Origin of the sequence: Gudongella ferriphila (assembly GCF_046224405.1) — a bacterium.
Taxonomy (GTDB): domain Bacteria; phylum Bacillota; class Clostridia; order Tissierellales; family Tissierellaceae; genus Gudongella.
In genome coordinates, this window is sequence record NZ_JBJXRK010000001.1 from 312,025 (window position 1) to 334,049 (window position 22,025).

Genomic DNA, 22,025 nt, shown 5'->3' on the forward strand with positions numbered 1-22,025 from the left:
CCCACAATTATTGATGCCAGGAGGAATATCACCCCAAGTGCGGCGAAAATTACAACCAATCTAAATCTTGGGTCTGGTCCCTTATTGAAATTGTTCATATGATTACCCCCCAAATTTACTTTTGAGTTTATTATAACATGAACTTACAATTCACGATTCAAAATTCACGATTCAAAATTAAAAAATCCTACCTTATCAATTAAATTTATCAAAATCTTAGAGTTTGGATAATCCTATTGTTGGGTGAATGCAACTCGCAATGAAAAAACCAGAACATTAATACTTCTATGTTCTGGCTAATCTCAAATTAAATCTTGTAAACTGTGAAATGTGAATTGAGAATTGAGAATTATTATCTATCCTGGCAGATGGATAGCCCTTCCGAAAACCGATTCAGCGGCTTCGTGTATTGACTCTCCCACCGTCGGGTGAGCATATATTGTCGTTAAAAGCTCATCCACAGTTGCCTCCAGCCTTATCGCAACTGCTGCGGCAGCTATTAGCTCCGTGGCACTGCTCCCTGCTATATGAACCCCCAGGACCTCTCCAGTCCCCTCATCAGCCACAATCTTCACAAGCCCTCTAACATCTCCAGTGATGACCGCTTTGCCATTTCCATACATTGGGAATCTGCCTACTTTTATCCTGTAGCCTTTTCCCACGGCTTCCTTCTCGGTCATTCCCACAGCTGCAAGCTCAGGCTTTGTGTATACTGCATATGGTATGGTCCTGAAATCCATTGCCATTCTTTTTCCCATTATGAGCTCCGCCACCATCAACCCTGATGCAGAGGCCACATGAGCAAGCTGGACTCCTCCGGTGCAGTCGCCTATAGCATAGATGTTGTCCACATCTGTCTTAAACAACCTGTCAACCTGAATGGCCCCTCTTTCTACATTGACGCCAATATCCTCAAGCCCCAAATCATCACCGGCAGGCTTTCTTCCCGTTGCCATAAGCACCTTCTCCGCCTTAATCCCGATGGCTTCCCCATGGTTTTCAGCCGATACCATAAGTCCTGCATCAGCCTTTTCTATCTTGAGCACCTTGGTTGATTTATGGATTTTTACTCCGTTTTCAGCCAATGCACCCTCTAGACTTTCAACTATTTCACTGTCCATGTTTGACACCAGGTCAGGCAGCATCTCAACTATTGTTACCTCTGTGCCCAGGTTTGAGTATATGTTGGCAAACTCAACACCAATTACACCACCGCCTATAATACAGAGGCTTTTAGGTATCTCCTCAAGACTCATGGCTTCCCTGCTGGTAACAACTCCCTCCAGGTCATGACCTGGAACGGGAATAACTATTGGCTTTGATCCAGTGGCCACAATGGCCCTGTCAAAGGATACCCGTTTGCTTCCACCACCTGCAAGGTCAACCTGCAGGCTGCTTCTTGATGCAAATCTTGCACTTCCTTCAACAACCTCAATATTTCCAGACCTGAGAAGGTTTTTAACCCCTTCCACAAGCTGTGTTGCCACAAGGTCTTTTCTGATTTGAAGGTCTTTCCAATTTATCTTCAGGTTCTCCATTTCCAATCCCAGGGATCCTGCATCGGTTTTCAGAAGATGAAAGATATCTGTTGAATGGAGAAGAACCTTTGTTGAAATACAGCCTGTATTAAGGCATGTACCTCCAATATATTCCTTTTCAACAAGGACAACCTGGGCTCCAAGCTGAGCAGCCTTAACAGCAGCCACATAGCCTCCCGGGCCTCCTCCGATTATTGCAATCTTCATGATATCCCCCCTAAAGCAGTATTTTCAGTGGATGCTCCAGCATTTCCTTGAGCCTTGCCAGGAACATGGCTGCAACTGCACCGTCAACTGTTCTATGGTCAGCAGTAAGGGACAGCTTCATGATAGGCCTTGTACACACACAGCCTCCAGCAAACACCGGAGTATCTATGATGGCATTTACTCCAAGGATCGCTGATTCCGGCTGATTTATAATGGGAGTAAAGCTCTCTATCCCAAACATTCCGATGTTTGTGATGGTGAAGGTTCCACCCTCTATCTCATCGGTCATAAGCTGATTTGTTTTCGCCCTATAGGACAGGTCCTTGATCTCATCTGATATTACTCCAAGTTTCTTCACATGGGCGTTCTTTACCACTGGAACCAAAAGTCCATCCTCCAGTGCAACTGCCACTCCCATATTCACATAATTTCTCATTATGATTTCATCCCCATCCAGGGAGCAATTAAGGTAAGGATGCTCCAAAAGAAGCAAGGATGTAACCTTTACAATGAGATCCGTATAGGTTATGCTTCGTTCACTTTTCAGTTCCTCACGTAATGCCTTTAGGTTTGTCATATCCACGGATATTGTGAAATTAACCGTTGGTGCTGTTTGAGCGCTTTCACTCATCCTTTCACCAATAATCTTTCTCATGGTGGTCAGTGGGATTCTTCTATCTTCAGGCTGAGCCATGGATGCATACTGGGAATCCTTGTCTGCACGGACAACATCATCCTTCATAATACGCTTTTCACCGGATATGCCAGCAACATCAACACCTTTTTCCTTTGCAACCTTTTCAGCTGTCGGGCTCGCCTTGAACTTGCCCTTGTTCTCAATTGCGCTTTTTACATCATCCAGAACAATTCTACCACCAGGTCCTGTTCCCTCTACCATCTCAAGGTCCAAGCCCTCCTCCTCAGCAAGCTTTCTGGCCACAGGAGAAATCCTCACCTTGCCTGTCCTTTCAATCTTTTTCTCCACTTCCGGTTCCTTTTCAACCTCAGGAGCCTTGTCCTCCACCTTTGTACTTTCGGTACCAGCCGTTTCAGTCAGTAATGCAGATATGTCCTCATCCGCGCCACCAATGATCCCAACAGCTTCCATTATAGGAACCGTCTGTCCTTCCTTTACGATTATCTTCCTAAGTACTCCATCGTCCGTTGCCTCAGCATCATTTGTTATCTTGTCAGTTTCTATGCTGAACAATTTTTCCCCAGACTTGATTGGGTCTCCCTCTGCCTTGTACCACTTGGCAAGCTTACCCTCTTTCATTGTCAGACCCAGCTTGGGCATCACTATCTTCTTTGCCATTTTACCTCCTCCTCCGGTGTCACCGGTTAAAAAATCCATTCATCTGTGCAGATTCGATAGTTCTTTTTATGTTGACCCGGTAGGGCCCATCTCTTGTTATCTTAAACTGGAAGGTGTCACCCTTCTTAAAGGGAAGCTCCCTTTCACCATCAAGGGCCATGATGCCCTTGTAGTCCATGGTCATTGAAAACATTTCCTCCAAAGGATGTACTATCGGCTCATCCACCCTTATTTCCTTCATGGTTCCAGCTGCGATAGGTGCAACCAGCTCGTTATGACCGGTATTCACATTGATGGATGCACCAAAATCATCCTCTTCCCTCACTATTTTCTTGACTCCCACAATGGTTGAAAATCCAATGGAGGCAGGGTTTGCCCTTGACACAATAACCCTTTGAATGTCAGCTGGATTCCATATTGCCCGGGAACCAATATATTTCTGCTTTGAAATTACGCAATCCACCAGTGCAATATCCACCATCTTTCCATCCTTGTAAATCTCTATTCTCTTATCTCTTCTGCAGGTTTCCCCCATGTCGCATACCTTAGTTGAAATTGCAGCTGCAGCGATTCCAACAACGGTACCTTCAAGCATCTCTGGATAGACATTATTCGTCCCGGTTGAAATGCTTATTAAAGGAGTGCAGGTGATTGACTTGGCTACAGCCCTGCTGGTTCCATCTCCTCCCAAGGCTATGATACACCTTACCACCTTCTCCTCCATAAGCTTTGCAGCAAGTATTGTGTCTTCCACACTTCCTCTGACCCTCATGTCCAGTATCTCAACAGGAATATGCAGCTCCTTTGAACCCATAAGGTCCTCAGCGGCCTTGTATCCTATCAAAAATGTATCAGGCATTACTAACACACCTGTAACACCGGCTCCCTGGGCAGCCAGAATAATCCTCTTGACTATGTTCACCTTTTCATTGTTATCAACAACAGTTGCATGGGAGACAAGCCGTCTGATGTCCTTTCCCGATGCAGGATTAGCAATAATACCTATTGTACTCATCTTATCACCCCTTGGGGGGAGGCAACAATTGTTGCCCCCATCTAGAACATCTTCTTGACAGCTGTCACTATATCATCTGCACTTGGTACATAATACTGCTCAAGAACCGGTGAAAATGGAACCGGCGTATTCATTGCACATACCCTCAGTACAGGCGCATCCAGATAGTCAAAGCCTTCCTCAGCTATTATTGCAGCTATTTCTCCTGCAAAGCTTCCCCTCTTGTTCTCCTCTGTAGCTATTACAACCTTGTTTGTCTTCTCAAGTGATTTCAAAAGACCTTCCTTGTCAAAGGGGAACAGAGTCCTTGGATCGAAGACTTCAGCCTCTATGCCCTCTGCTGATAGTTTCTCAGCAGCTGCAAGAGCCTCGTGGACCATCTTTCCTGTTGCAACTATAGTCACATCACTACCTTCCCTCTTTACATCCCCTACTCCAAACTTAATTGGTGCCATGTTCTCATCAACCTCGCCGCTTGCACCGTAGAGCACCTTATGCTCAAGGAAGATTACAGGATTCTCATCGTCTATTGACTGGAGCAACAGGCCATAGGCATCTGCAGGGGTTGATGGATATACAACCTTTAAGCCTGGCACATGGGCAAACCATGCTTCCAGGGACTGGGAGTGCTGAGCCGCTGCGCTTATACCAGCACCCAGTGGCAGTCTCACTACCATTGGCAGATTAATCTTTCCACCGAACATATATCTCATCTTTGCTGCCTGATTTACCAGCTGGTCTGCACCAACTGTTGCAAAGTCAATGAACATAAGCTCTGCAATGGGTCTCAGGCCAGTTGCTGCTGCACCCACTGCAGTTCCTATTATCGCACCCTCAGATATGGGGGTATCCCTTACCCTTTCAGGTCCAAACTCGTCATACATCCCTGCGGATACTCCAAAGCAGCCTCCAAACGCTCCCACGTCCTCGCCGAATAGCAGAACATTCTTATCCTCTCTCATTCGCTTGTTCATAGCCTCTCTGATGGCTTCCATCATACTCATGGTTTTCATCTATCTTACCTCCTCTACGATATCAGTATAAATATCCTGAACAATGGACTCTAAAGAAGGCACAGGGCTATCCTCTGCAAATTTAATGGCTTCCTCTATTTCCTTGACTATTTCATCATCAATCTTCTTCAGCTCTTCCTCTGTGATTATTTCATTATCCATTAAGTAAGCAACTGCTCTAGGTATAGGATCCTTGGCCATCCATTCCTGAACCTCATCCGATGGTCTGTAGGTTGTTGGGTCTCCTTCGAAGTGACCTTTGTGCCTGTAGGTCTTGCATTCAATAAGGGTTGGACCCTGACCGCTTCTTGCCCTTGCAACTGCTTCAGTTGCAGCCTCATATACTGCGAATATATCATTCCCGTCAACTACGATACCTGGGATGTTGTATGCAACAGCTCTATCTGCAACATCCTGTATAGCCTGGTGTCTAGCCTGGGACATTGAAATTCCGTAAAGGTTGTTTTCACAAACAAATACAACCGGCAGCTTCCAGATGCTTGCAAGGTTTATTGACTCATGGAAGGTACCTTGATTTGTGGATCCATCTCCAAAGAAGCAAGCAACAACCTGTCCTGAATCCTTTTGTTTTGCGCTCAGTCCTGCTCCAACTGCAATATTATGACCTGCTCCAACGATTCCATTGGCTCCAAGAATACCCTTTGTTGCATCGGCAATATGCATTGATCCACCCTTGCCCTTGCAATATCCGGTTTCCTTCCCGAAAAGCTCTGCCATCATGTACTTTGTATCTCCGCCCTTTGCAATTATATGTCCGTGTCCCCTATGGGTGCTTGTTATATAGTCATCCTCATTCATACTTGAACATACGCCTGTTGCCACTGCCTCCTCACCGAGATAAAGGTGAACAAAGCCAGGAATGCTTCCTTCAGCAAACAATCTGCTTGCATTTGTTTCAAATTCCCTGATTCGCTTCATAACCTTGTACATTTCAACTATTTTTTCATTAGTCAGATCCAAGAAAATCCCTCCTTGTTAGAGTATCTCTACTTCCACGCACGCCAATGCTGCTTCAATGCTACTGTCCTTGTCCCCGAAGTCTGGAATGAAAAGGCCTGCTACCTTCATTCCACCTTCAACTGTTTGAACGGTCTTCTTTCCCACAGGCAGACATTTTTTAATCCTTTCAATGTCAACCTCCTCGGGTCTTGTAACTGCAATTGTAACCTTTACTCCGACTCCCTCATTGAGGTCGTTTATTCCCATGACCTCCTCAAGGCCACACAGGCAGCTTCTGGATACTGCATCCAAAACCGCTTTTTCTGCTGCCCTGGTAACGTCCTGCCCATGAAAATCAACACCCATTCCAAACTCGATGATATAACGATTCATCTTTATCACCTCCAATAATGGAACTTCTAAACACTCCCTCCCTTCTGTGGTGATTTTGCACATCACCATTATATATTGCAAATATTGTGCCAATTCACTTTATCGTTTTATTGTGATGCTCAGTATCCTTCAAGGTTTGGAAATTTCCATCCAAACAAAGAATTCCCACAATCGGGAATATTTTTTCCCGATTGTGGGAATTCTTTGTTAAGCCTTGTAAGCTTTTGGATTTATTCTATGTTCCTTTAGTTTTCTATACATGGCTGACTTACTGAGACCTATCATATCGCCTGCATGGATTACGTGTCCGTTTGCCTTTTTCAGAGCCTTTTCAATGATATCCCTTTCCTGGTCCTTTATGGAGAGACTTCCATAACTGTCCTCCACGACCCCATAAGCATTTAAATCCTCTGGAAGCAGCTCTTCACCAATGGCATTTCCGTCGCAGAGATGGTAGGCTCGGTGAATAGTATTTTCAAGCTCACGTACATTTCCCTTCCAATCAAGCCCTTGGATGCTCCTAAGGAATCCTGCTGACATCTTCTTGTCTGATCTGTGTGCCAGATTAAGCTGTTGGACAAAATACTCTGCAAGGATTTCCGCATCTGCTCCCCTTTCCCTCAAGGGTGGAATCTTGACGTTGAAGACATTTAACCTGTAGTAAAGGTCCTCCCTGAAGGTCTTCCTTCTTGTTTCCTCAAAGAGGTCTCTGTTGGTTGCAACAATCATTCTAACATCCAATTTTTTGGACGTCTTTCCTCCAACCCTAGTAACTGTAAAATCATCCAGGACCCTTAAAAGCTTTGCCTGAAGGTCCAAGGGAAGCTCTCCTATTTCATCCAGGAACAGGGTTCCTCCGTTGGCAAGCTCGAACTTGCCGATTTTGCCCTCCCTTACAGCCCCAGTAAAGGCACCCTTTTCGTAACCGAACAGCTCGCTTTCAACCAGGTCTTTGGGTAGGGATGCACAGTTGATGGCCACAAAGGGGCCCTCCCTCCTGCTGCTGTGGTTGTGTATTGCGTGGGCAAACAGCTCCTTGCCAGTGCCGCTTTCACCTTCCAGAAGTACGCAGCCTCTAGTTTTTGCAAATTTCTGCGCCTCCCTTATGGCTCTGATCATTTTGGGATTTTGTGTAAGAATATTGTCAAAGGTGTATATGGCCTTGTTTCCAGACACCACGTTAACCGTCTGGTGGACATCCTTCATTTCCCTGAAAAGAATTGCCATTCCCCTTTTTCCCCTCTCAATCTCTATGGGGGCTATCTTTACGTTACAGGGGATTTTCTTTTTCTGAACAGTGAAGTCCCAATCAACTCTTTTTGTAAAGGCATCACTTTCCCTGAATATATGTTCCCCGAGGATTTCTCTTATATCAATGTCGTTCAGTTCGCTGTCCCTTATTCCCAGTATCCTGTCTCCCGCCTTGTTTATCCTCTGTATGCTGAAGTTCTCGTCCACTATCATCATTCCATCGGACATTGATTCAATTGTGGTATCAAGTATTGCAAAGGATTTTTTAAGGGACAGCTGGTTTTGAATGGAGTAGGCTGCCGCCACCACGATCCCAAGGGTGTGCTTGTGGGCACTGAGGCAATAGCCTGACATGTCCAATACTCCTATGATCTCTCCATCATCTCCTATGACAGGAGCTGCCGAGCAGGTCCATGAGTGGTGCTCAATGCAGAAATGCTCTGCTCCTATTGTTTGTATTGGCTCTTTCACAACAAGACATGTCCCGATTGCATTTGTCCCAACCTCATTTTCAACCCAGCTGGAGCCAGGACAGAAGTTTAGGCTCCTTGCTTTATCCTCAACGCTTTTTTCCCCTATGACGTGAAGAATTATACCATTTCTGTCTGTGAGCACAAGAACAAACCCTGTCCCCAGAACAAGGCTGTTCAAGTTTTCCATTATAGGCTTGGCAACTTCAATAAGCTCCTTGTTGGCCTGCATGATTTGATTGAATTCATCCACATCAAGCCTTCTTCCAGTCCCGCCATAGGGATCCACTCCGGCTTCCCTGCATCGCCTCCAGGAACTTATTATCATTGGAGAAACATCCTCAGAGATTTCCCCATAATTTATGTAGTTCTCCCAGTGGGCTCTTACTTCCTCGAGAAAGTCCCTTGTCATTCCATCAACCTCCCTAAATGGGATACCACCAAACATATGGTTCTTCCCAGTCAACAACTCCAAGCAGCATATCGTTTCTGCGGTCCCTGGCATAGTGGTTCAATACCTTCAATGCAACAGGATGTGACACCCTTTCAAGGGCTTCGTCCATTTTTAGCCAATGCAGCACTCCTTCGTGATTTGGGACCACATAGGGTGCCGATACATCTCCAAAAAAAATGTGATTTACTACTATTTCATAATCGTCAGCTCTGTTGTAGATAATGTATTTCAGGTCCAGTTTCTTTATCTTTGAGTTATCAAGACCTGTTTCCTCAAATATCTCCCTGTATGCAGCTCTGTAGGGATCATTTATTTCCTCTGGCTCCATATGCCCACCAACTCCAAACCAAACGCCCGGAGCAATTTCCTTATCCTGACTTCGTTGCAGCAATAATACCTGGTCATTCCACATCAGGAATGCTGTAACTATATTTCTGAACTTAAGCATATCCACCCCTCCTCCCCTAACATATACCCCTTTTTCAATGCATCAATACATAATATCGATACAGGAAAAAAGCGATAAAACACAAAATCAGCCCTGGAAAAACAGGGCTGATTTTACTTTTAATATAAATCTTCTCTTCTGTGCTTAAGGAGTGGGAGTTCATTTCTTACCTTCTCTATCCTGTCGGTGTCAATTGCTACATGGAGTACTCCCTCATCGGTCTCAAGCTCTGAAATCAGGTCACCCCAAGGTCCAGCTGCCAGAGAATGGCCATAGGCTGTATAGGAGCTCTCCATATTTCTTGACTGGGAACACATTAGCATGTACACCTGATTGTCCAAAGCCCTGGCCCTTGCAGAAAGATGCCAATGGGCAGGACCGGTTATCATGTTGAATGCCGCCGGCACAAGAACTACCTGGGCTCCACCAAGGGCGAGCTTTCTTGTAAATTCCGGGAATCTTATGTCATAGCAGATAATAAGTCCCACCTTAATTCCATCCACATCAAATAATGTGGATTCCTGACCTGGAGAAAGCACATCCGATTCCTTGAAGGTTATTCCTCCCTTTACGTCAATATCGAAAAGGTGGGCCTTTCTGTGCTTTCCTATCAGCTCACCCTGTGGGGAAAATATATATGAGGTATTGTAGATCCTGTCTCCCTCCCTTTCCGGGATTGATCCTCCAGCAATGTAAACATCAAGTTCCATTGCCTTGCTCCTTAGAAATTCCGTTGTCTTGCCTGGATATTCCTCCGCGTATTCGGGGAAGAAAGAATTGTCGTATGGAACATTGAACATTTCAGGAAGCACCAGAAGTCTGGCACCTTCAGAAGCTGCCTGATGGAGCATTCTCTCCGCAGTCCTCAGGTTTTCCTCCTTGCCCTCAACAACCTTCATCTGGATAAGTGCAGCTTTAAGCTTCATCCTCTCTCTCCCCTCTATACTATTTCAGCAGTCTCAAGGATTTTGTCAAGCTTGTCCTTTTCATCATCCTTCAACTGTAAAAGTGGCTTTCGTACCTGTCCTCCAGCAAAACCCAGCTTGTCGCATACATATTTCAGGCCAGCAATGCCAAAGCCTCCTGTTACGGCTGAGTTGACAGGGAACACCCTCTCATACAGGTCTCTGGAATCCTCCATCCTGCCTTCATCATAGAACCTTTGAATATCTGTGCATTCCTGCGGGCAGCAGTTGGCAAGGGCCTGAACAGTCCCCTCCACACCAAGTGCAAGTGCCGGAAACCATGAGGATACTGTTCCAACCATGAGATTGAACTCCTTCATGTCAACCTCCCTCTTGTAGTCCACAAGCTGAGGAATGCTTCCTGAGCTGTCCTTCATCCCTATGATGTTGGGATGTCTTGAAAGTATTCCCACCGCCCTAGGTGAGATGTTTACATGGGTATATTTGGTTACGTTATATATTAGAATTGGAATATCAGTATTGTCAGCAACCTCTGAGTAATAGGCAATCAAAGCCTCGTCGTTCATCTTGCCACCGTAGTAGAAAGGCGTTACAATAAGTGCACAATCAGCTCCAAGTGCTGCTGCCTTGTTTGTAAGGATTATAGTCTCCCTGGTTGACTCCATGCCTGTACCAACCATGACAAGCCTACCCTCGGCCCTATGCTTGACGGTCAGCCTGATCAGCTGGAGCTTCTCCTCTTCGTTTAGAAAGACAGTTTCACTGTTGGAGCCCAGGACCAAATATCCAGCTAGGTCATACTGGTTCCATCTTTTCATGTTGTAGATGTGTTTCTCGTAATCCACCATATCGTTTTCATCAAAGGGGGTAATCATTGGAGGAATTACTCCCTTAATCTTTATAAAGCTCATTCAAACCTCTCCTTTACCTTGTAATGTGTAGATTATATCACTTTATAGCAATAATTTACAGTAGCTTCACGACGGATATTTTTTCTCCCAATACTGGGTATAAATTAAATGATCAGGAAAGGGGAGGGATATCATGAACAGATACATGGAGGAAGCAATTCGAGAAGCCGAGATCGGAATTGAGAAAAGACACGGTGGACCCTTTGGAGCGGTTCTAGTGAGGAATGGGGAGATTATCGGCAAAGGCCACAATATGGTCATTGGTACAAATGACCCAACGGCGCATGGTGAAATTGTCGCCATAAGAGAAGCCAGCAAGGCAATTGAAAACTTTGACCTGTCTGATTGCCAGCTGTACACCACAAGTGAGCCCTGTCCAATGTGCTACTCGGCAATCCACTGGTCAAGGATACCTGTTGTATATTACGGTGCAACAAAAGAGGATGCCGCTAAAATAGGCTTTGACGACCAGCTCCTATATGACATCCTCCCTAAGCAGGAGCACCTTGCAATAGTCAAGCTGGTTCAGATGGACAGAGAGGAATGTCTGGAAGTCTTTGAAAAGTATGAAGAGGATGATGAGAGGCAGCTTTATTAGGCTGTTAAGGGTACCTAAGAGGGTACCCTTTTTCAATGTAAGCTCTTAGCACCTACTTTTGTTGAAATTTAAGGTTTCAATCATGATTACCAGTGAACAGACTTAGTGAATTTTTGATGCTTTTATTTATTGGCTTGACATGATGAAAGATTTTTTATACAATAACACCATCCCCCGGTATAGGGGGTGTTTATCGATTATTAAACTGGAGGTATTATTCTATGATAAGTCTTTATATTGTAACTGCTGCGGCACTAATGGTGTCCTATTTGTTGAATGCAGAAAAGACCATGAAGGGTCTTAGGAAAGGCTGGATGAAGTTCTCAAAAACCCTTCCCACATATCTTAAGCTTCTGATGATCATTTCACTTGTTCTTCTCTTCACCGAAAATTTAATTGTTGATTATCTAAGTCAAGACAATATCCTGCTAGGGCTTTTTTCAAGCCTCGTTCTTGGATCTGTGACCATGATGCCCGGCTTTATAGCCTATCCCCTGGCCAGAATCTTGGTTGAAAGAGGAGTTCCCTATATGGTTGTGGCGGGCTTTGTGACATCCCTGATGCTAGTTGGCATAGTTACCTATCCCCTAGAGAGCAAATACTTCGGAGCCAAGGCAACTGTAATAAGGAATGTCATGAGCTTTATTGTAGCTGGATTGATTGCGATATTGATGGGAGTATTTTACGGGGAGGTGTTTATATAATGAAAAAGCTGGATAAGAATTACCTTTATTTTGGTGCATTCCTAATATTCTCACTGATTTCATGGATTGCAAGCTTTGATCAGGGAATAAGGATCTGGAACAATTTTTTGGTGTTTGCAAGAGACATGGTCCTCATTCTACCACCTGCATTTGTCTTGATTGGACTTTTCGACGTTTGGGCAAAGCGGGAATCCGTTGAAAAGCATTTTGGGGACAACAACAACCCTTTGAGGTTTCTATGGTCTGTTTTGCTTGCATCAACAACAGTGGGAGGAACTTTCGTAGCTTTCCCCCTGGCAAATTCAATGTACCACAAGGGTGCAAAATACAGCTCCATAATAACATATATAACAGCAGCCTCGCTGTTTATGATACCCATGAGCATAATGGAGGCCAGCATGCTTGGAATCAAATTCACTGCCATAAGACTGATAGGTTCACTGCCTTTCATAATAATTGGGGCAATACTGCTTGAGAAGTATTTTGAAAAAACAAGCTACAGGCTCCCTGTAATAACTGACGAGAAATAGAATGATTTTAGTAAAACATAGTAAAACCCAGGTTTACGCCTGGGTTTTGCTATGTTTTACAGCTTTATTAAGCTTTTCCAGAAGCTCTTCCATATCCAAGCCATACATTTCTGAAAACTCCCCCACCGTTTCAAACAGGTGATTGCACATTACACATTTTCCAATTATTTCGTCGTAGGGCTTGAATATCTCCTCTGTCTGTGGATAATCGGAAACAAGGTCCAGAATCTTGTTCTCTTTACTTATCATAATTCTCACTCTCCGTTCCATCCCAAGGTTCATCCCTTTCCTGTTTTCACTAGCTGGCAATCATTGGAGAAGGAAAGGGAATTACTACAATTGCTCAACTCAATTGTATCTGATATTTGCAGTTTTCGGAAGTAAAACCAAGAGAGTTACCACTAAATCAATAAAAAGTACAAATTTGTTGTTTGCAGATACATCCTAAACAGATTCCTGGTTAATGCAAAGACATACCCCTCTCGAGGTATGTCTTTTATCACTTAAATTTCGTCAACACTTAGTTCCAGCGTCTCTTCTTTTGGCGGCATTATCAAGGAGAAAATTATAAATACTACCAATGCACAAACCAAGCCTGGAATGACAGCTTGCTGTTCCCATCCAAAGAATTTCAGTCCTGGAATATAATTCTTTTCAAAGACCAAGGAAACAACACTACCAACAATCAAAGCTGCTATAGTTCCTGCTGCGGAGGCCTTTTTCCAATAATGACCTAAAACATATGGGAAGAATGCTCCTGCAGCTCTCAATGTGAATGAGAACATCAGAAGGTTTATGATGTTGGTTGCATTCATGGCAACAAACAAGCTGAATATACCAACGATAACCATGGATATCCTGGTTACTACCATAACTTCATTATCACTTGCCTTAGGTTTAAAATACTGCTTGTAGATATCGTTGCTGAAGATAGATCCCGCCCCTAGCATGTCTGAGTCTGCACTTGACATGGTTGCCGAGATTATACCACTGAATAGCAATCCAACTATAATAGCAGGCATCGTCAATGTAGCTAGGACCGGCAAGGAGTAACGGGCTCCCTGTTCCAGAATCCTCTCTGAGGTCACTATGTTCATGTTTACAAGAGACAACATGATGATTCCAAGAATTGTAGGAATAAATGCATATATTCCATTTACCAATGCCGCTAGAACAGATCCCTGCATGGCAGCCTTTGGATCTCTTGCGGAGTAGTATCTTGCAACAGCCTCCTGGCCTACTGTAAAGGTTGCAACATACATGATTATCAAGGCTATGATGGCTTTAGGTCCACCGATACCAGAGAATAGGTCCCACGTCTCTGGAGGAACATTGGCTACTACATTATCCCAGCCACCTGCAAATCTTATGGAGAAGGGGATGGCTATAAACATACCTAGAACGATAAGACCAACCTGTACAAAGTCAGTGATGGCAACACTCCACATCCCGCCCATAACTGCATATATTGTAACAATGACAGCAACTGTGATAAGTGAAGCCTGCCAGTTTATGCCCAGCATTACAGCTAGTACAGTGGCGGAAGCCATAAATTGTCCTGCAGTCAATCCTATCAGGGGAAGGATCATTGTAATTGAAGTGAATAATCCTGCAGTTTTACCATATCTTCTTCTGAAGTATTCAGGAACTGTTTTTACTTCGCTGGCTCTGAACTTTGGAGCTATGAAAGTAAGAATGACAAATGCCAAACCCATCGCCAATATGTACCAAGCGGCACTTAGCCCCCATTGGGATGAACCTAGATTACTTGCCTTCTCAACAACACCTAAAGAGCTTCCTCCACCTATCTCTGTTGCGGCCAGTGTCCCCGCCATAAGGATAGGGCCCATACTGCGGCCGGCTACCATAAAATCCGCTGAATTAGATATTCTTCTTGAAGACCAATAACCAATCCCCAACATACCAAACATGTACATAATAACGATAATAGTTACAGTTGTTTGCATATAAACACCTCTCTTTATTTATTTGGTAGGACTATAAAACCCAAACTTCCGAGCGATCAATTTGTTAAACGTTCCGGTTTCAAAGCTATTATTCAGTTTCCAAACTGCAATTTATTGAACCCTTATCCTAGAATCCTTTCATGTCCTCTATTTTCAAGACTCATTAGCATTGCCTGAGGATTCTTTACCTTGCTCAAGAATATCATGGCAGCAATTACATAAGGCTTGTAGCTGGCTTCCTTATACAGAGGTATCCTGTATCTGTCGAATACAGAAGCAGCGACTTCCCCTTGTTCGCAGCTCACACCAGATATGTCCGCTGGCAAACAGTGCATGTAGAGGGCACTTCCATCCTTGGTTGTCTCCATCAGTTCCTCTGTGCACTCCCAATCCTTATGGTTGGCATTTTGAGCCAAAAGCTCTTTTTCAAGTGCCTTTATACCTTCAAAATCTCCCTTTCCGTATAGTTCAGTACGTTTTTCCATAGCTGTAAAAGGAGCCCAGCTCTTAGGATATACAATATCTGCATTTTCAAAGGCTTCTGCCATGCTATTGGTTCTGGTGAAGCTTCCACCTGACTCTTCAGCATTCTTTAGAGCTATTTCTTCAACTTCACTCATGACCTCGTAGCCTTCTGGATGAGCCAAAACCACTTCCATACCCATTCGCGTCATCAAGCCAATAATTCCCTGTGGAACTGATAGAGGCTTTCCATATGAGGGAGAGTATGCCCAAGTCATTGCAATCTTCTTGCCCTTTAGATTCTCTACCCCACCAAAATGGTTGATTATGTGAAGCATATCCGCCATACTCTGGGTTGGATGGTCTATATCGCATTGGAGGTTAACCAAGGTTGGTCTTTGTTCCAAAATACCATCCTTATTTCCCTGCTGAACTGCTTCTGAAACTTCGCGCATGTATGTATTACCTTTTCCAATATACATATCATCACGTATTCCTATAATATCAGCCATAAAGGATACCATATTTGCAGTTTCACGAACTGTTTCACCATGTGCGATCTGGGATTTTCCCTCGTCCAGATCCTGCACTTCAAGTCCCAGCATGTTGCAAGCAGAAGCGTAGCTGAAGCGAGTACGGGTGGAATTGTCTCTAAACAATGATATTCCCAAACCACTGTCAAAAATTCTCGTTGAGATGTTGTTCTCCCTAAGATGTCTTAGGGCATCTGCTACAGTAAAAACTGCGTCAAGCTCATCTCTGGTCTTCTCCCATGTCAATAAAAAATCTGAATTGTACATGTCTTTAAAATCAAGTTTGTTCAATTTATCGATATAATGATTCAAGGTCATTTATACTACCCCTTTTCCTGTTTTATTTTTAAAACCAATAAGACCTACTTGCAATACATGTTGGGTACTGCAGCATAGACTGCAGCACATTTAACCAGGTCTGCCTTCCAAGTTTTTTCGTTTGGTGCATGTGCCTGTGCTTCCGCTCCTGGTCCAAATCCAATACAAGGAATCCCGTAGCGTCCCATGATTGAAACTCCATTGGTTGAGAAAGTCCATTTGTCTACAAGTGGCTTGCCATACATTCCTTCATATGCTTCCACCACTGCATTTGTTGCGGCATGCTCCTGAGGAATCACCCATGTTGGGAAGTAGCAATCAGTGGGGTATACCAGCCCTGTGTAGCTTGGTCTATCGTATTTGTACATTGTCACTTCTGCATTGTACTTTTTCACTGAAGGTAGCTCTCTGATTTCTTCCAAGGCTTTTTGATAGGTTTCGCCGTCAGTTAGTCTACGATCCACTGATATTGCACACATGTCAGCGACAGCACATCTTGAAGGAGAATTAAAGAAGATTTCCGATACTGCCAAGGTACCCTTTCCTAAAAAGGGGTCATCATGCAGGTGATTATTCAACTCCCTGACTTCCTGCAATATGTCAGACATTTTATAGATTGCATTTTCACCGCGTTCCGGTGCAGACCCGTGACATGAAACACCTTTGACTTCAACACGAATCTCCATTCTACCTCTTTGTCCTCTGTATATGTTTCCATCAGTGGGCTCAGTTATAACCACAAATTCAGGTTTAACCTTGTCTTCATTGATGATATATTGCCAGCATAAACCATCACAATCCTCTTCCTGCACTGTTCCTGTTACCAAAACAGTGTATTTGTCATTTAGCAGGTCCAAATCCTTCATTATCCTTGCTCCATATACAGCTGATACAATTCCTCCCAGCTGGTCTGATGTTCCACGACCACCTATCTCAGTATCTGTCTCATAGCCTTCATATGGATCAAAAGACCAGTTTGATAACTCTCCCAGGCCCACAGTATCTATATGGGCATCATAAGCAATCAGCTTTTCTCCATTTCCCATATATCCCAAGACATTCCCCATGGGATCCACTTCCACCTTGTCAAAATCCAAACTCTCCATTTCCTCAACAATACGTTTAATTACTCCCTCTTCCTCACAGCTTTCTCCAGGAATAGCCACCAAATCCCTTAAAAATTTAGTCATCCTTCCCTCGTAAGCTTCTGCTGCCAATTTGATTCCCTCAAAGTTCATACCCTAGCTCCTTTCTATGTTTGTTGACGACAACCTATAAAAACAATGCTTCCGCTTCATCGATATCATATGTTTTCACTTCAACACCTGATCTAACTGCGTCCGTATCTTTAAGTCCATTCCCTGTGACCACAATACATACTGAATCGGTCCTTTTCAATTCACCTGAACGGATCATTTTCTTTACCCCTGCATAGGGTGCTGCTCCTGCTGGCTCTGAAAAAATTCCCGTGGACCTTGACATTTCCTTTATGCTATCGATAATTTCATCATCCCGAACCGAAATGAAATGTCCTCCAGTTGACTCTACGTACTTGCAAGCCTTAATAACATCTCGTGGGTTACCTACAGATATGCTATCCGCAACCGAGTTTGCCGGCTCGATTATGGGTGTGTATGGTTTTCCCTTGTCAAATACATGTTTGATTGTGGCTGCCTTTTCTGATTGTACACCTATGACAATTGGAACACTGTCAACAAGACCCAAATCATAAAATTCCTTAAAGCCCTTGCAAATGCCACTGATGACTGTACCGTCTCCAACACCTACAAAACAGTAATCTGGCACCTTATAGTCATTCTGAATCAGGATTTCATAGGCTCCGGTCTTTTTCCCTTCCAAAAGATATGGATTGATTGCAGAATTTCTGCAATACCAGCCCTTCTTTCTTCCAACTCTCAAGGAAAGGCTGAAAACCTCATCATATGTTGAGTTTATTGGAATAACTTCCGCACCTGCAACAAGTAGCTGTGTAAGTTTTCCTTTTGGAATCGTACTGGGAACAAAAATCACCGTTCTAAGGGCTGTACCCGCTGCAGTGAGAGCAAGGGAGGAGGCCGCGTTTCCGGTAGATGCGCAATAGATTGTGTCAGCTCCACATTCAATGGCTTTGTTTACTGCAATAATGCTTGCACGGTCCTTGTATGAACTGGAGAAGCTAATGCCGTCAAACTTTATCATCAATTCATCAAATCCAAGGAGTCCTTTGAACTTGTAGAGAGGTGTACCGCCGATGGATTGGTCTATAGGGGTATGTGATGTAGCTGGAATCAGATCCTTAAATTGAAATATACTCCCTTTGGGTTCAAATTCTTTTTCAATCTTAATATTTTCATAATCGTATATAACCTCAAGTGTTCCATACAAGTCTCCACATTTGTCACATGTATATCTTGTTTCAGTTGGCTCATATTCCTCACCACAGGTAATGCATCTTAATAAGTAGCTCATTTCAACTTCCTCCTAAGTTAAGGGCTATAATTCCAGGGCTTTTACTTTTTCATTGAAGGATATGATAAGGTCATCCAGCTCTTTTGCCTTTTCAGGGATTGATGTCCAATATTCTTCATCGTACCACTGTGCCATGATTTCATCATAGGTCTTGCCCTGTTGCTCCACCCATGTATAATATTTTAGATTATGGATTGCCTTTCTGTCATAATAGCCAAGTTCCTTGAAATAGCTGATGTCAATACCCATGAAATATCTGGCAAAAACTTCATGAGCATGGAATGCTGTAAACTCACCACGCTCAGCATTAAGCTCATCCAGCCTGCTCTTATACATCTCCATTGAATCGGTGAGTATTGTAACTATGACATCATCTTCTGTAAGCTCGAAATACTTTGCGTACTTTATGGCACCTATTATGTTGGCTGCACCGGAAATTCCCACCCAGGACAATTTATCCATGGTCTCATCATCAACCCCTTTTTCTTTTAGGAGTTCAATACCATTGGGCTCATTGAACATTCTGATCCAGTTCATTGAAGCCTCATCATCAATGGCAATGGCAACATCAGTGTTTTTTACATTGTGAATCCAAGGAATATGCTTATCCCCAATACCTTCAATCCTATGGTCTCCAAACCCGTTGTTAAAGATCGTAGGACACTGCTGTGCTTCAGATGCTGCAATCTTACTGGTAGGATAGACCTTTTTAAGGTAGTCGCCCGCAGCTATGGTCCCACCTGAACCTGTACAGCTTACAAGACCATGATAGTTACCCTTTATTTTATTCAAAACACTTTCAATTGCAGCGCCTGTTATCTCATGATGCCAAAGGTAATTTCCAAATTCCTCAAACTGGTTGAAAATCATTAGATCTTCCCCAGAATTTCTCAATTCCCAGCATTTATCGAATATTTCCTTGACATTGCTTTCGGTTCCCGCAGTTTTTATCGTCTCGCCTGCCACACTTTCAAGCCATTCAAAACGTTCCTTGCTCATACCTTCAGGCAAGATGGCTATGGACTCACAGGATAATAGTGCAGAATCATATGCACCACCACGACAGTAGTTTCCAGTTGAAGGCCATACTGCTTTGGTGGAGGTGGGATCGAATTGCCCAGTCACTAGACGGGGTACAAGACAGGCAAAAGCTGCACCTACCTTATGAGATCCTGTAGGAATCCACTTACCACTAATGGCAATTATTTTTGCCTTTACTCCAGAAATTTCTCTTGGGATTTCAAGGTAATTCACATCTGAAAACCCACCGCCCGATTTTTTAGGCTCATTATGCCAGCTTATCCTGAATAGATTCAATGGATCCAAATCCCATAAGTCAATGTCCTTGAGTTTTTCCTTGATTTCATCTGGAATCAGGTCTGGATTTTTCATTTGCTCAAATGTTGGGATTATGAAGTTTTGTTTTTTTGCCTGCACCAAAGCATTTAGCAGTTTTTCTTCATTTACTGTTAGATCAATTTGATTAAAAGCTTTTTTCATTACACCCTCCTTGTTAATGTTTGTCTTCGATGGAGATTAATACTTGTTGATATACCTATTAGATAAAGCAATAAGTGTGCCAAGTAATACCCCATCCTCCTATGTCTGGAAAACATTTTCATGGAATCTGACTTGAACACCAAAATATCAACAATACTTTTCCAAATAAAAAAATGCATCTATAAGTATTACTTATAAATGCATTCATGGTTCCCTTTGTTTTTCCATATATTGGTTCTCAATTTTAAAAATGATTTCTCATATTGAGAATTATTGGCCTAGATACTCTCTAAGTTTCCGGTAATAAGTAGCCAGGCTTATGCCTAAACTATCTGCTGCCTGCTTCTTCCCCTCTGTGCTGTCTCCAAATATTATCGATGCTTTTGTAACCTCTCTTTTCTCAAGATCCTTCAGTGTGATCACATCATTACTGTAATAATAATCTTGACCCTGGTTGTCTTTTTTGGTGACATCCTCAAAGAAATCCGATGGCAAGGTTTTGTTGTCAAGTATTCCATCAGCCTCCATCATATTTACCATAAACTCAATGGTATTCTCCAATTCACGGACGTTTCCCTTCCAGTAATGATTTTCAAGCAAACTCATTGTACTGCCTTGAATATGGCTATACTCCTTCTCCAATAGTAGCACGTACCTATCTATGAAGAACTTGACCAGTTCTTCAATGTCCTGTGGTCTTTCTCTTAGCGGCTGGATATTTATTGGAATGACATTTAATCTGTAGTATAAATCCTCCCTGAATTTTTTCTGCAGCATCATCTCTTTCAAATCCTTGTTTGTTGCTGCAATTACTCTTACATCAATGGGGATAACTTGGTTTGATCCAATTCTGGTTATTGACTTTTCCTGCAAGACCCGCAACAGTTTTCCCTGTAAATAAATTGGCATGTCTCCTATCTCATCAAGAAAGATTATTCCATGGTTTGCCAGCTCAAACTTACCTATTCTACCCCTTGGATCAGCACCACTAAATGCACCCTTAACATATCCAAATAACTCACTTTCAAGTAGTGACTCTGGTATGGCTGCACAGTTCACTGCAACAAATTTCTGATTTCTTCTTTCACTTTCACGCCATATGGCTGTCGCCACCATTTCCTTACCGGTACCACTTTCCCCTGTAATCAATACTGTAGACTTTGAACCAGCGACCTTTCTAATGTTGTATTTAAGTTCATTTGTAGCATCGCTACCCCCAATTATGTTTTTTGTTTCCAGCGTCTTTAGAGTTGATGTGACCTCATAAAGATCTGCCTGAACCTGCTTCATATTCTTAAAGATAAAAATATTATTATATAGGTCACTTTTGATCTCAAGGGGATAAATGGCCCCGATAGCGAAAATATCCTTATCTTCAACGGTCAGCTTGTATTCCAAGGTGTTGTTGATTGAGTCTCCCGTGCTTGTAATCTTAATTTCTTTCCCTTCCACATCAGATATTCCCAAATATTTTCTTGCACTCTGATTTCCAGACATTATTATACTGTCTTTGCTGATCAATAGGACACCCTGGTCCATGAAGTTTATAACACTGTCAAGAATGCTGATTGTATTGTAGCTGATTTCCTTTTCCTTAGCTTCCTTTGCTTTTGCAGCAATAAAGTAGGCAATCTGTTTAATAAACTCAAGATACAGACTTTCGTTCTTTAGAATAATCTCTTTCTGCTCCAAGGTACTCCCTACCAGTCCGATTATTCCAATTATCTCTTCATCTGATTTTATGGGCATTGATACTTCAATAGTTTCCTTGCAATTGCTCCTGTTGGGACAGCCCCTGCATAGGGAGTCCTCCCCTGGACAATATATTATCTGTGTTTTCCCAGTGTTGAGAATATGTTTGTATACATGCCCTTCATCCGACATGTCAATGTTTACACCGCTTGCATAGATTCCTGTTCCTGCAATACGAAAGAGAGTATTGTCAACCACTTCCACATCCACACCGGATACTTGGGAAATTACATTTGCATATTCCTGTACAATGTTTTGAATCTTGTGTAAATCAAATCCCATCCTACCACC

20 protein-coding genes are annotated in these 22,025 nt (G+C 43.1%); 3 read left to right on the forward strand and 17 right to left on the reverse strand.

Annotated elements, in window-relative coordinates:
- Positions 1 to 356: 356 nt before the first annotated feature.
- The 10 genes from lpdA to ACKVDP_RS01620 all read right to left on the reverse strand — a co-directional run bounded on the left by lpdA (position 357) and on the right by ACKVDP_RS01620 (position 10,901).
- The gene (gene lpdA, locus ACKVDP_RS01575) at positions 357 to 1,745 is read right to left on the reverse strand and encodes a dihydrolipoyl dehydrogenase (protein WP_409227035.1); all 1,389 of its coding nucleotides are present in this window, start codon (positions 1,743 to 1,745) and stop codon (positions 357 to 359) included.
- 10 nt (positions 1,746 to 1,755) lie between these two features.
- Positions 1,756 to 3,060: a dihydrolipoamide acetyltransferase family protein gene (locus ACKVDP_RS01580; protein WP_409227036.1), complete on the reverse strand. Its 1,305-nt coding sequence runs from the start codon at positions 3,058 to 3,060 to the stop codon at positions 1,756 to 1,758.
- 19 nt (positions 3,061 to 3,079) lie between these two features.
- Positions 3,080 to 4,075 carry an ATP-NAD kinase family protein gene (locus tag ACKVDP_RS01585; protein WP_409227037.1) on the reverse strand — a complete coding sequence of 332 codons (996 nt, stop codon included), beginning with the start codon at positions 4,073 to 4,075 and terminating at the stop codon, positions 3,080 to 3,082.
- Positions 4,076 to 4,116: 41 nt separating this feature from the next.
- Positions 4,117 to 5,088: an alpha-ketoacid dehydrogenase subunit beta gene (locus ACKVDP_RS01590; RefSeq protein WP_409227038.1), complete on the reverse strand. Its 972-nt coding sequence runs from the start codon at positions 5,086 to 5,088 to the stop codon at positions 4,117 to 4,119.
- Entirely contained in the window at positions 5,089 to 6,069 is a 981-nt protein-coding gene (gene pdhA, locus ACKVDP_RS01595; protein ID WP_409227039.1) for a pyruvate dehydrogenase (acetyl-transferring) E1 component subunit alpha, read from the reverse strand.
- Between the two features lie 15 nt (positions 6,070 to 6,084).
- Complete coding sequence (locus ACKVDP_RS01600) at positions 6,085 to 6,441, reverse strand: Lin0512 family protein (protein WP_409227040.1); 357 nt, start codon at positions 6,439 to 6,441, stop codon at positions 6,085 to 6,087.
- 207 nt (positions 6,442 to 6,648) lie between these two features.
- Positions 6,649 to 8,610 carry a sigma-54-dependent Fis family transcriptional regulator gene (locus ACKVDP_RS01605; protein WP_409227041.1) on the reverse strand — a complete coding sequence of 654 codons (1,962 nt, stop codon included), beginning with the start codon at positions 8,608 to 8,610 and terminating at the stop codon, positions 6,649 to 6,651.
- Positions 8,588 to 9,064, reverse strand: a complete 477-nt coding sequence (locus ACKVDP_RS01610; RefSeq protein WP_409227042.1) for an NUDIX domain-containing protein — start codon at positions 9,062 to 9,064, stop codon at positions 8,588 to 8,590. The genes ACKVDP_RS01605 and ACKVDP_RS01610 overlap by 23 nt, the downstream gene beginning before the upstream one ends.
- 119 nt (positions 9,065 to 9,183) lie before the next feature.
- On the reverse strand, positions 9,184 to 9,990 hold the full coding sequence (locus ACKVDP_RS01615) for a carbon-nitrogen hydrolase family protein (RefSeq protein WP_409227043.1): 807 nt from the start codon (positions 9,988 to 9,990) through the stop codon (positions 9,184 to 9,186).
- Between the two features lie 14 nt (positions 9,991 to 10,004).
- A complete protein-coding gene (locus ACKVDP_RS01620) occupies positions 10,005 to 10,901 on the reverse strand; it encodes a dihydrodipicolinate synthase family protein (protein ID WP_409227044.1) in 897 nt (298 codons plus the stop codon).
- Positions 10,902 to 11,034: 133 nt separating this feature from the next.
- On the opposite strand from ACKVDP_RS01620, the gene ACKVDP_RS01625 reads away from it, so the two are divergent.
- The 3 genes from ACKVDP_RS01625 to ACKVDP_RS01635 all read left to right on the forward strand — a co-directional run bounded on the left by ACKVDP_RS01625 (position 11,035) and on the right by ACKVDP_RS01635 (position 12,733).
- The gene (locus ACKVDP_RS01625; RefSeq protein WP_409227045.1) at positions 11,035 to 11,499 is read left to right on the forward strand and encodes a nucleoside deaminase; all 465 of its coding nucleotides are present in this window, start codon (positions 11,035 to 11,037) and stop codon (positions 11,497 to 11,499) included.
- A 221-nt stretch (positions 11,500 to 11,720) separates the two neighbouring features.
- On the forward strand, positions 11,721 to 12,203 hold the full coding sequence (locus ACKVDP_RS01630; RefSeq protein WP_409227046.1) for a hypothetical protein: 483 nt from the start codon (positions 11,721 to 11,723) through the stop codon (positions 12,201 to 12,203).
- Complete coding sequence (locus ACKVDP_RS01635; protein ID WP_409227047.1) at positions 12,203 to 12,733, forward strand: permease; 531 nt, start codon at positions 12,203 to 12,205, stop codon at positions 12,731 to 12,733. The genes ACKVDP_RS01630 and ACKVDP_RS01635 overlap by 1 nt, the downstream gene beginning before the upstream one ends.
- A 33-nt stretch (positions 12,734 to 12,766) precedes the next feature.
- Here ACKVDP_RS01635 and ACKVDP_RS01640 read toward each other — a convergent pair whose 3' ends face one another.
- The 7 genes from ACKVDP_RS01640 to ACKVDP_RS01670 form a co-directional block, all read right to left on the reverse strand.
- A complete protein-coding gene (locus ACKVDP_RS01640) occupies positions 12,767 to 12,982 on the reverse strand; it encodes a hypothetical protein (RefSeq protein ID WP_409227048.1) in 216 nt (71 codons plus the stop codon).
- Between the two features lie 254 nt (positions 12,983 to 13,236).
- Positions 13,237 to 14,700 (reverse strand): sodium:solute symporter family protein, encoded by a 1,464-nt coding sequence (locus ACKVDP_RS01645; RefSeq protein WP_409227049.1) that lies wholly within the window; start codon positions 14,698 to 14,700, stop codon positions 13,237 to 13,239.
- 122 nt (positions 14,701 to 14,822) lie between these two features.
- On the reverse strand, positions 14,823 to 16,013 hold the full coding sequence (gene ygeW, locus ACKVDP_RS01650) for a knotted carbamoyltransferase YgeW (RefSeq protein WP_409227050.1): 1,191 nt from the start codon (positions 16,011 to 16,013) through the stop codon (positions 14,823 to 14,825).
- A 44-nt stretch (positions 16,014 to 16,057) separates the two neighbouring features.
- Entirely contained in the window at positions 16,058 to 17,251 is a 1,194-nt protein-coding gene (locus ACKVDP_RS01655; protein ID WP_409227051.1) for a YgeY family selenium metabolism-linked hydrolase, read from the reverse strand.
- Between the two features lie 34 nt (positions 17,252 to 17,285).
- Complete coding sequence (gene thrC / locus ACKVDP_RS01660; protein WP_409227052.1) at positions 17,286 to 18,482, reverse strand: threonine synthase; 1,197 nt, start codon at positions 18,480 to 18,482, stop codon at positions 17,286 to 17,288.
- A 24-nt stretch (positions 18,483 to 18,506) separates the two neighbouring features.
- On the reverse strand, positions 18,507 to 19,982 hold the full coding sequence (locus tag ACKVDP_RS01665; RefSeq protein ID WP_409227053.1) for a pyridoxal-phosphate dependent enzyme: 1,476 nt from the start codon (positions 19,980 to 19,982) through the stop codon (positions 18,507 to 18,509).
- Between the two features lie 270 nt (positions 19,983 to 20,252).
- Positions 20,253 to 22,016 (reverse strand): sigma-54 interaction domain-containing protein, encoded by a 1,764-nt coding sequence (locus tag ACKVDP_RS01670; RefSeq protein ID WP_409227054.1) that lies wholly within the window; start codon positions 22,014 to 22,016, stop codon positions 20,253 to 20,255.
- Positions 22,017 to 22,025 lie beyond the last annotated feature (9 nt).

Bases quoted from the DNA above. Each gene is read 5' to 3' on its own strand.
- ygeW (WP_409227050.1), bottom strand. From the start codon at position 16,013: ATGACCTTGAATCATTATATCGATAAATTGAACAAACTTGATTTTAAA.
- ACKVDP_RS01655 (WP_409227051.1), bottom strand. From the start codon at position 17,251: ATGAACTTTGAGGGAATCAAATTGGCAGCAGAAGCTTACGAGGGAAGG.
- ACKVDP_RS01625 (WP_409227045.1), top strand. From the start codon at position 11,035: ATGAACAGATACATGGAGGAAGCAATTCGAGAAGCCGAGATCGGAATT.
- ACKVDP_RS01620 (WP_409227044.1), bottom strand. From the start codon at position 10,901: ATGAGCTTTATAAAGATTAAGGGAGTAATTCCTCCAATGATTACCCCC.
- ACKVDP_RS01605 (WP_409227041.1), bottom strand. From the start codon at position 8,610: ATGTTTGGTGGTATCCCATTTAGGGAGGTTGATGGAATGACAAGGGAC.
- lpdA (WP_409227035.1), bottom strand. From the start codon at position 1,745: ATGAAGATTGCAATAATCGGAGGAGGCCCGGGAGGCTATGTGGCTGCT.
- ACKVDP_RS01590 (WP_409227038.1), bottom strand. From the start codon at position 5,088: ATGAAAACCATGAGTATGATGGAAGCCATCAGAGAGGCTATGAACAAG.
- ACKVDP_RS01615 (WP_409227043.1), bottom strand. From the start codon at position 9,990: ATGAAGCTTAAAGCTGCACTTATCCAGATGAAGGTTGTTGAGGGCAAG.
- ACKVDP_RS01600 (WP_409227040.1), bottom strand. From the start codon at position 6,441: ATGAATCGTTATATCATCGAGTTTGGAATGGGTGTTGATTTTCATGGG.
- ACKVDP_RS01645 (WP_409227049.1), bottom strand. From the start codon at position 14,700: ATGCAAACAACTGTAACTATTATCGTTATTATGTACATGTTTGGTATG.
- ACKVDP_RS01665 (WP_409227053.1), bottom strand. From the start codon at position 19,982: ATGAAAAAAGCTTTTAATCAAATTGATCTAACAGTAAATGAAGAAAAA.
- ACKVDP_RS01640 (WP_409227048.1), bottom strand. From the start codon at position 12,982: ATGATAAGTAAAGAGAACAAGATTCTGGACCTTGTTTCCGATTATCCA.
- ACKVDP_RS01670 (WP_409227054.1), bottom strand. From the start codon at position 22,016: ATGGGATTTGATTTACACAAGATTCAAAACATTGTACAGGAATATGCA.
- thrC (WP_409227052.1), bottom strand. From the start codon at position 18,482: ATGAGCTACTTATTAAGATGCATTACCTGTGGTGAGGAATATGAGCCA.
- ACKVDP_RS01580 (WP_409227036.1), bottom strand. From the start codon at position 3,060: ATGGCAAAGAAGATAGTGATGCCCAAGCTGGGTCTGACAATGAAAGAG.
- ACKVDP_RS01635 (WP_409227047.1), top strand. From the start codon at position 12,203: ATGAAAAAGCTGGATAAGAATTACCTTTATTTTGGTGCATTCCTAATA.
- ACKVDP_RS01630 (WP_409227046.1), top strand. From the start codon at position 11,721: ATGATAAGTCTTTATATTGTAACTGCTGCGGCACTAATGGTGTCCTAT.
- ACKVDP_RS01585 (WP_409227037.1), bottom strand. From the start codon at position 4,075: ATGAGTACAATAGGTATTATTGCTAATCCTGCATCGGGAAAGGACATC.
- ACKVDP_RS01610 (WP_409227042.1), bottom strand. From the start codon at position 9,064: ATGCTTAAGTTCAGAAATATAGTTACAGCATTCCTGATGTGGAATGAC.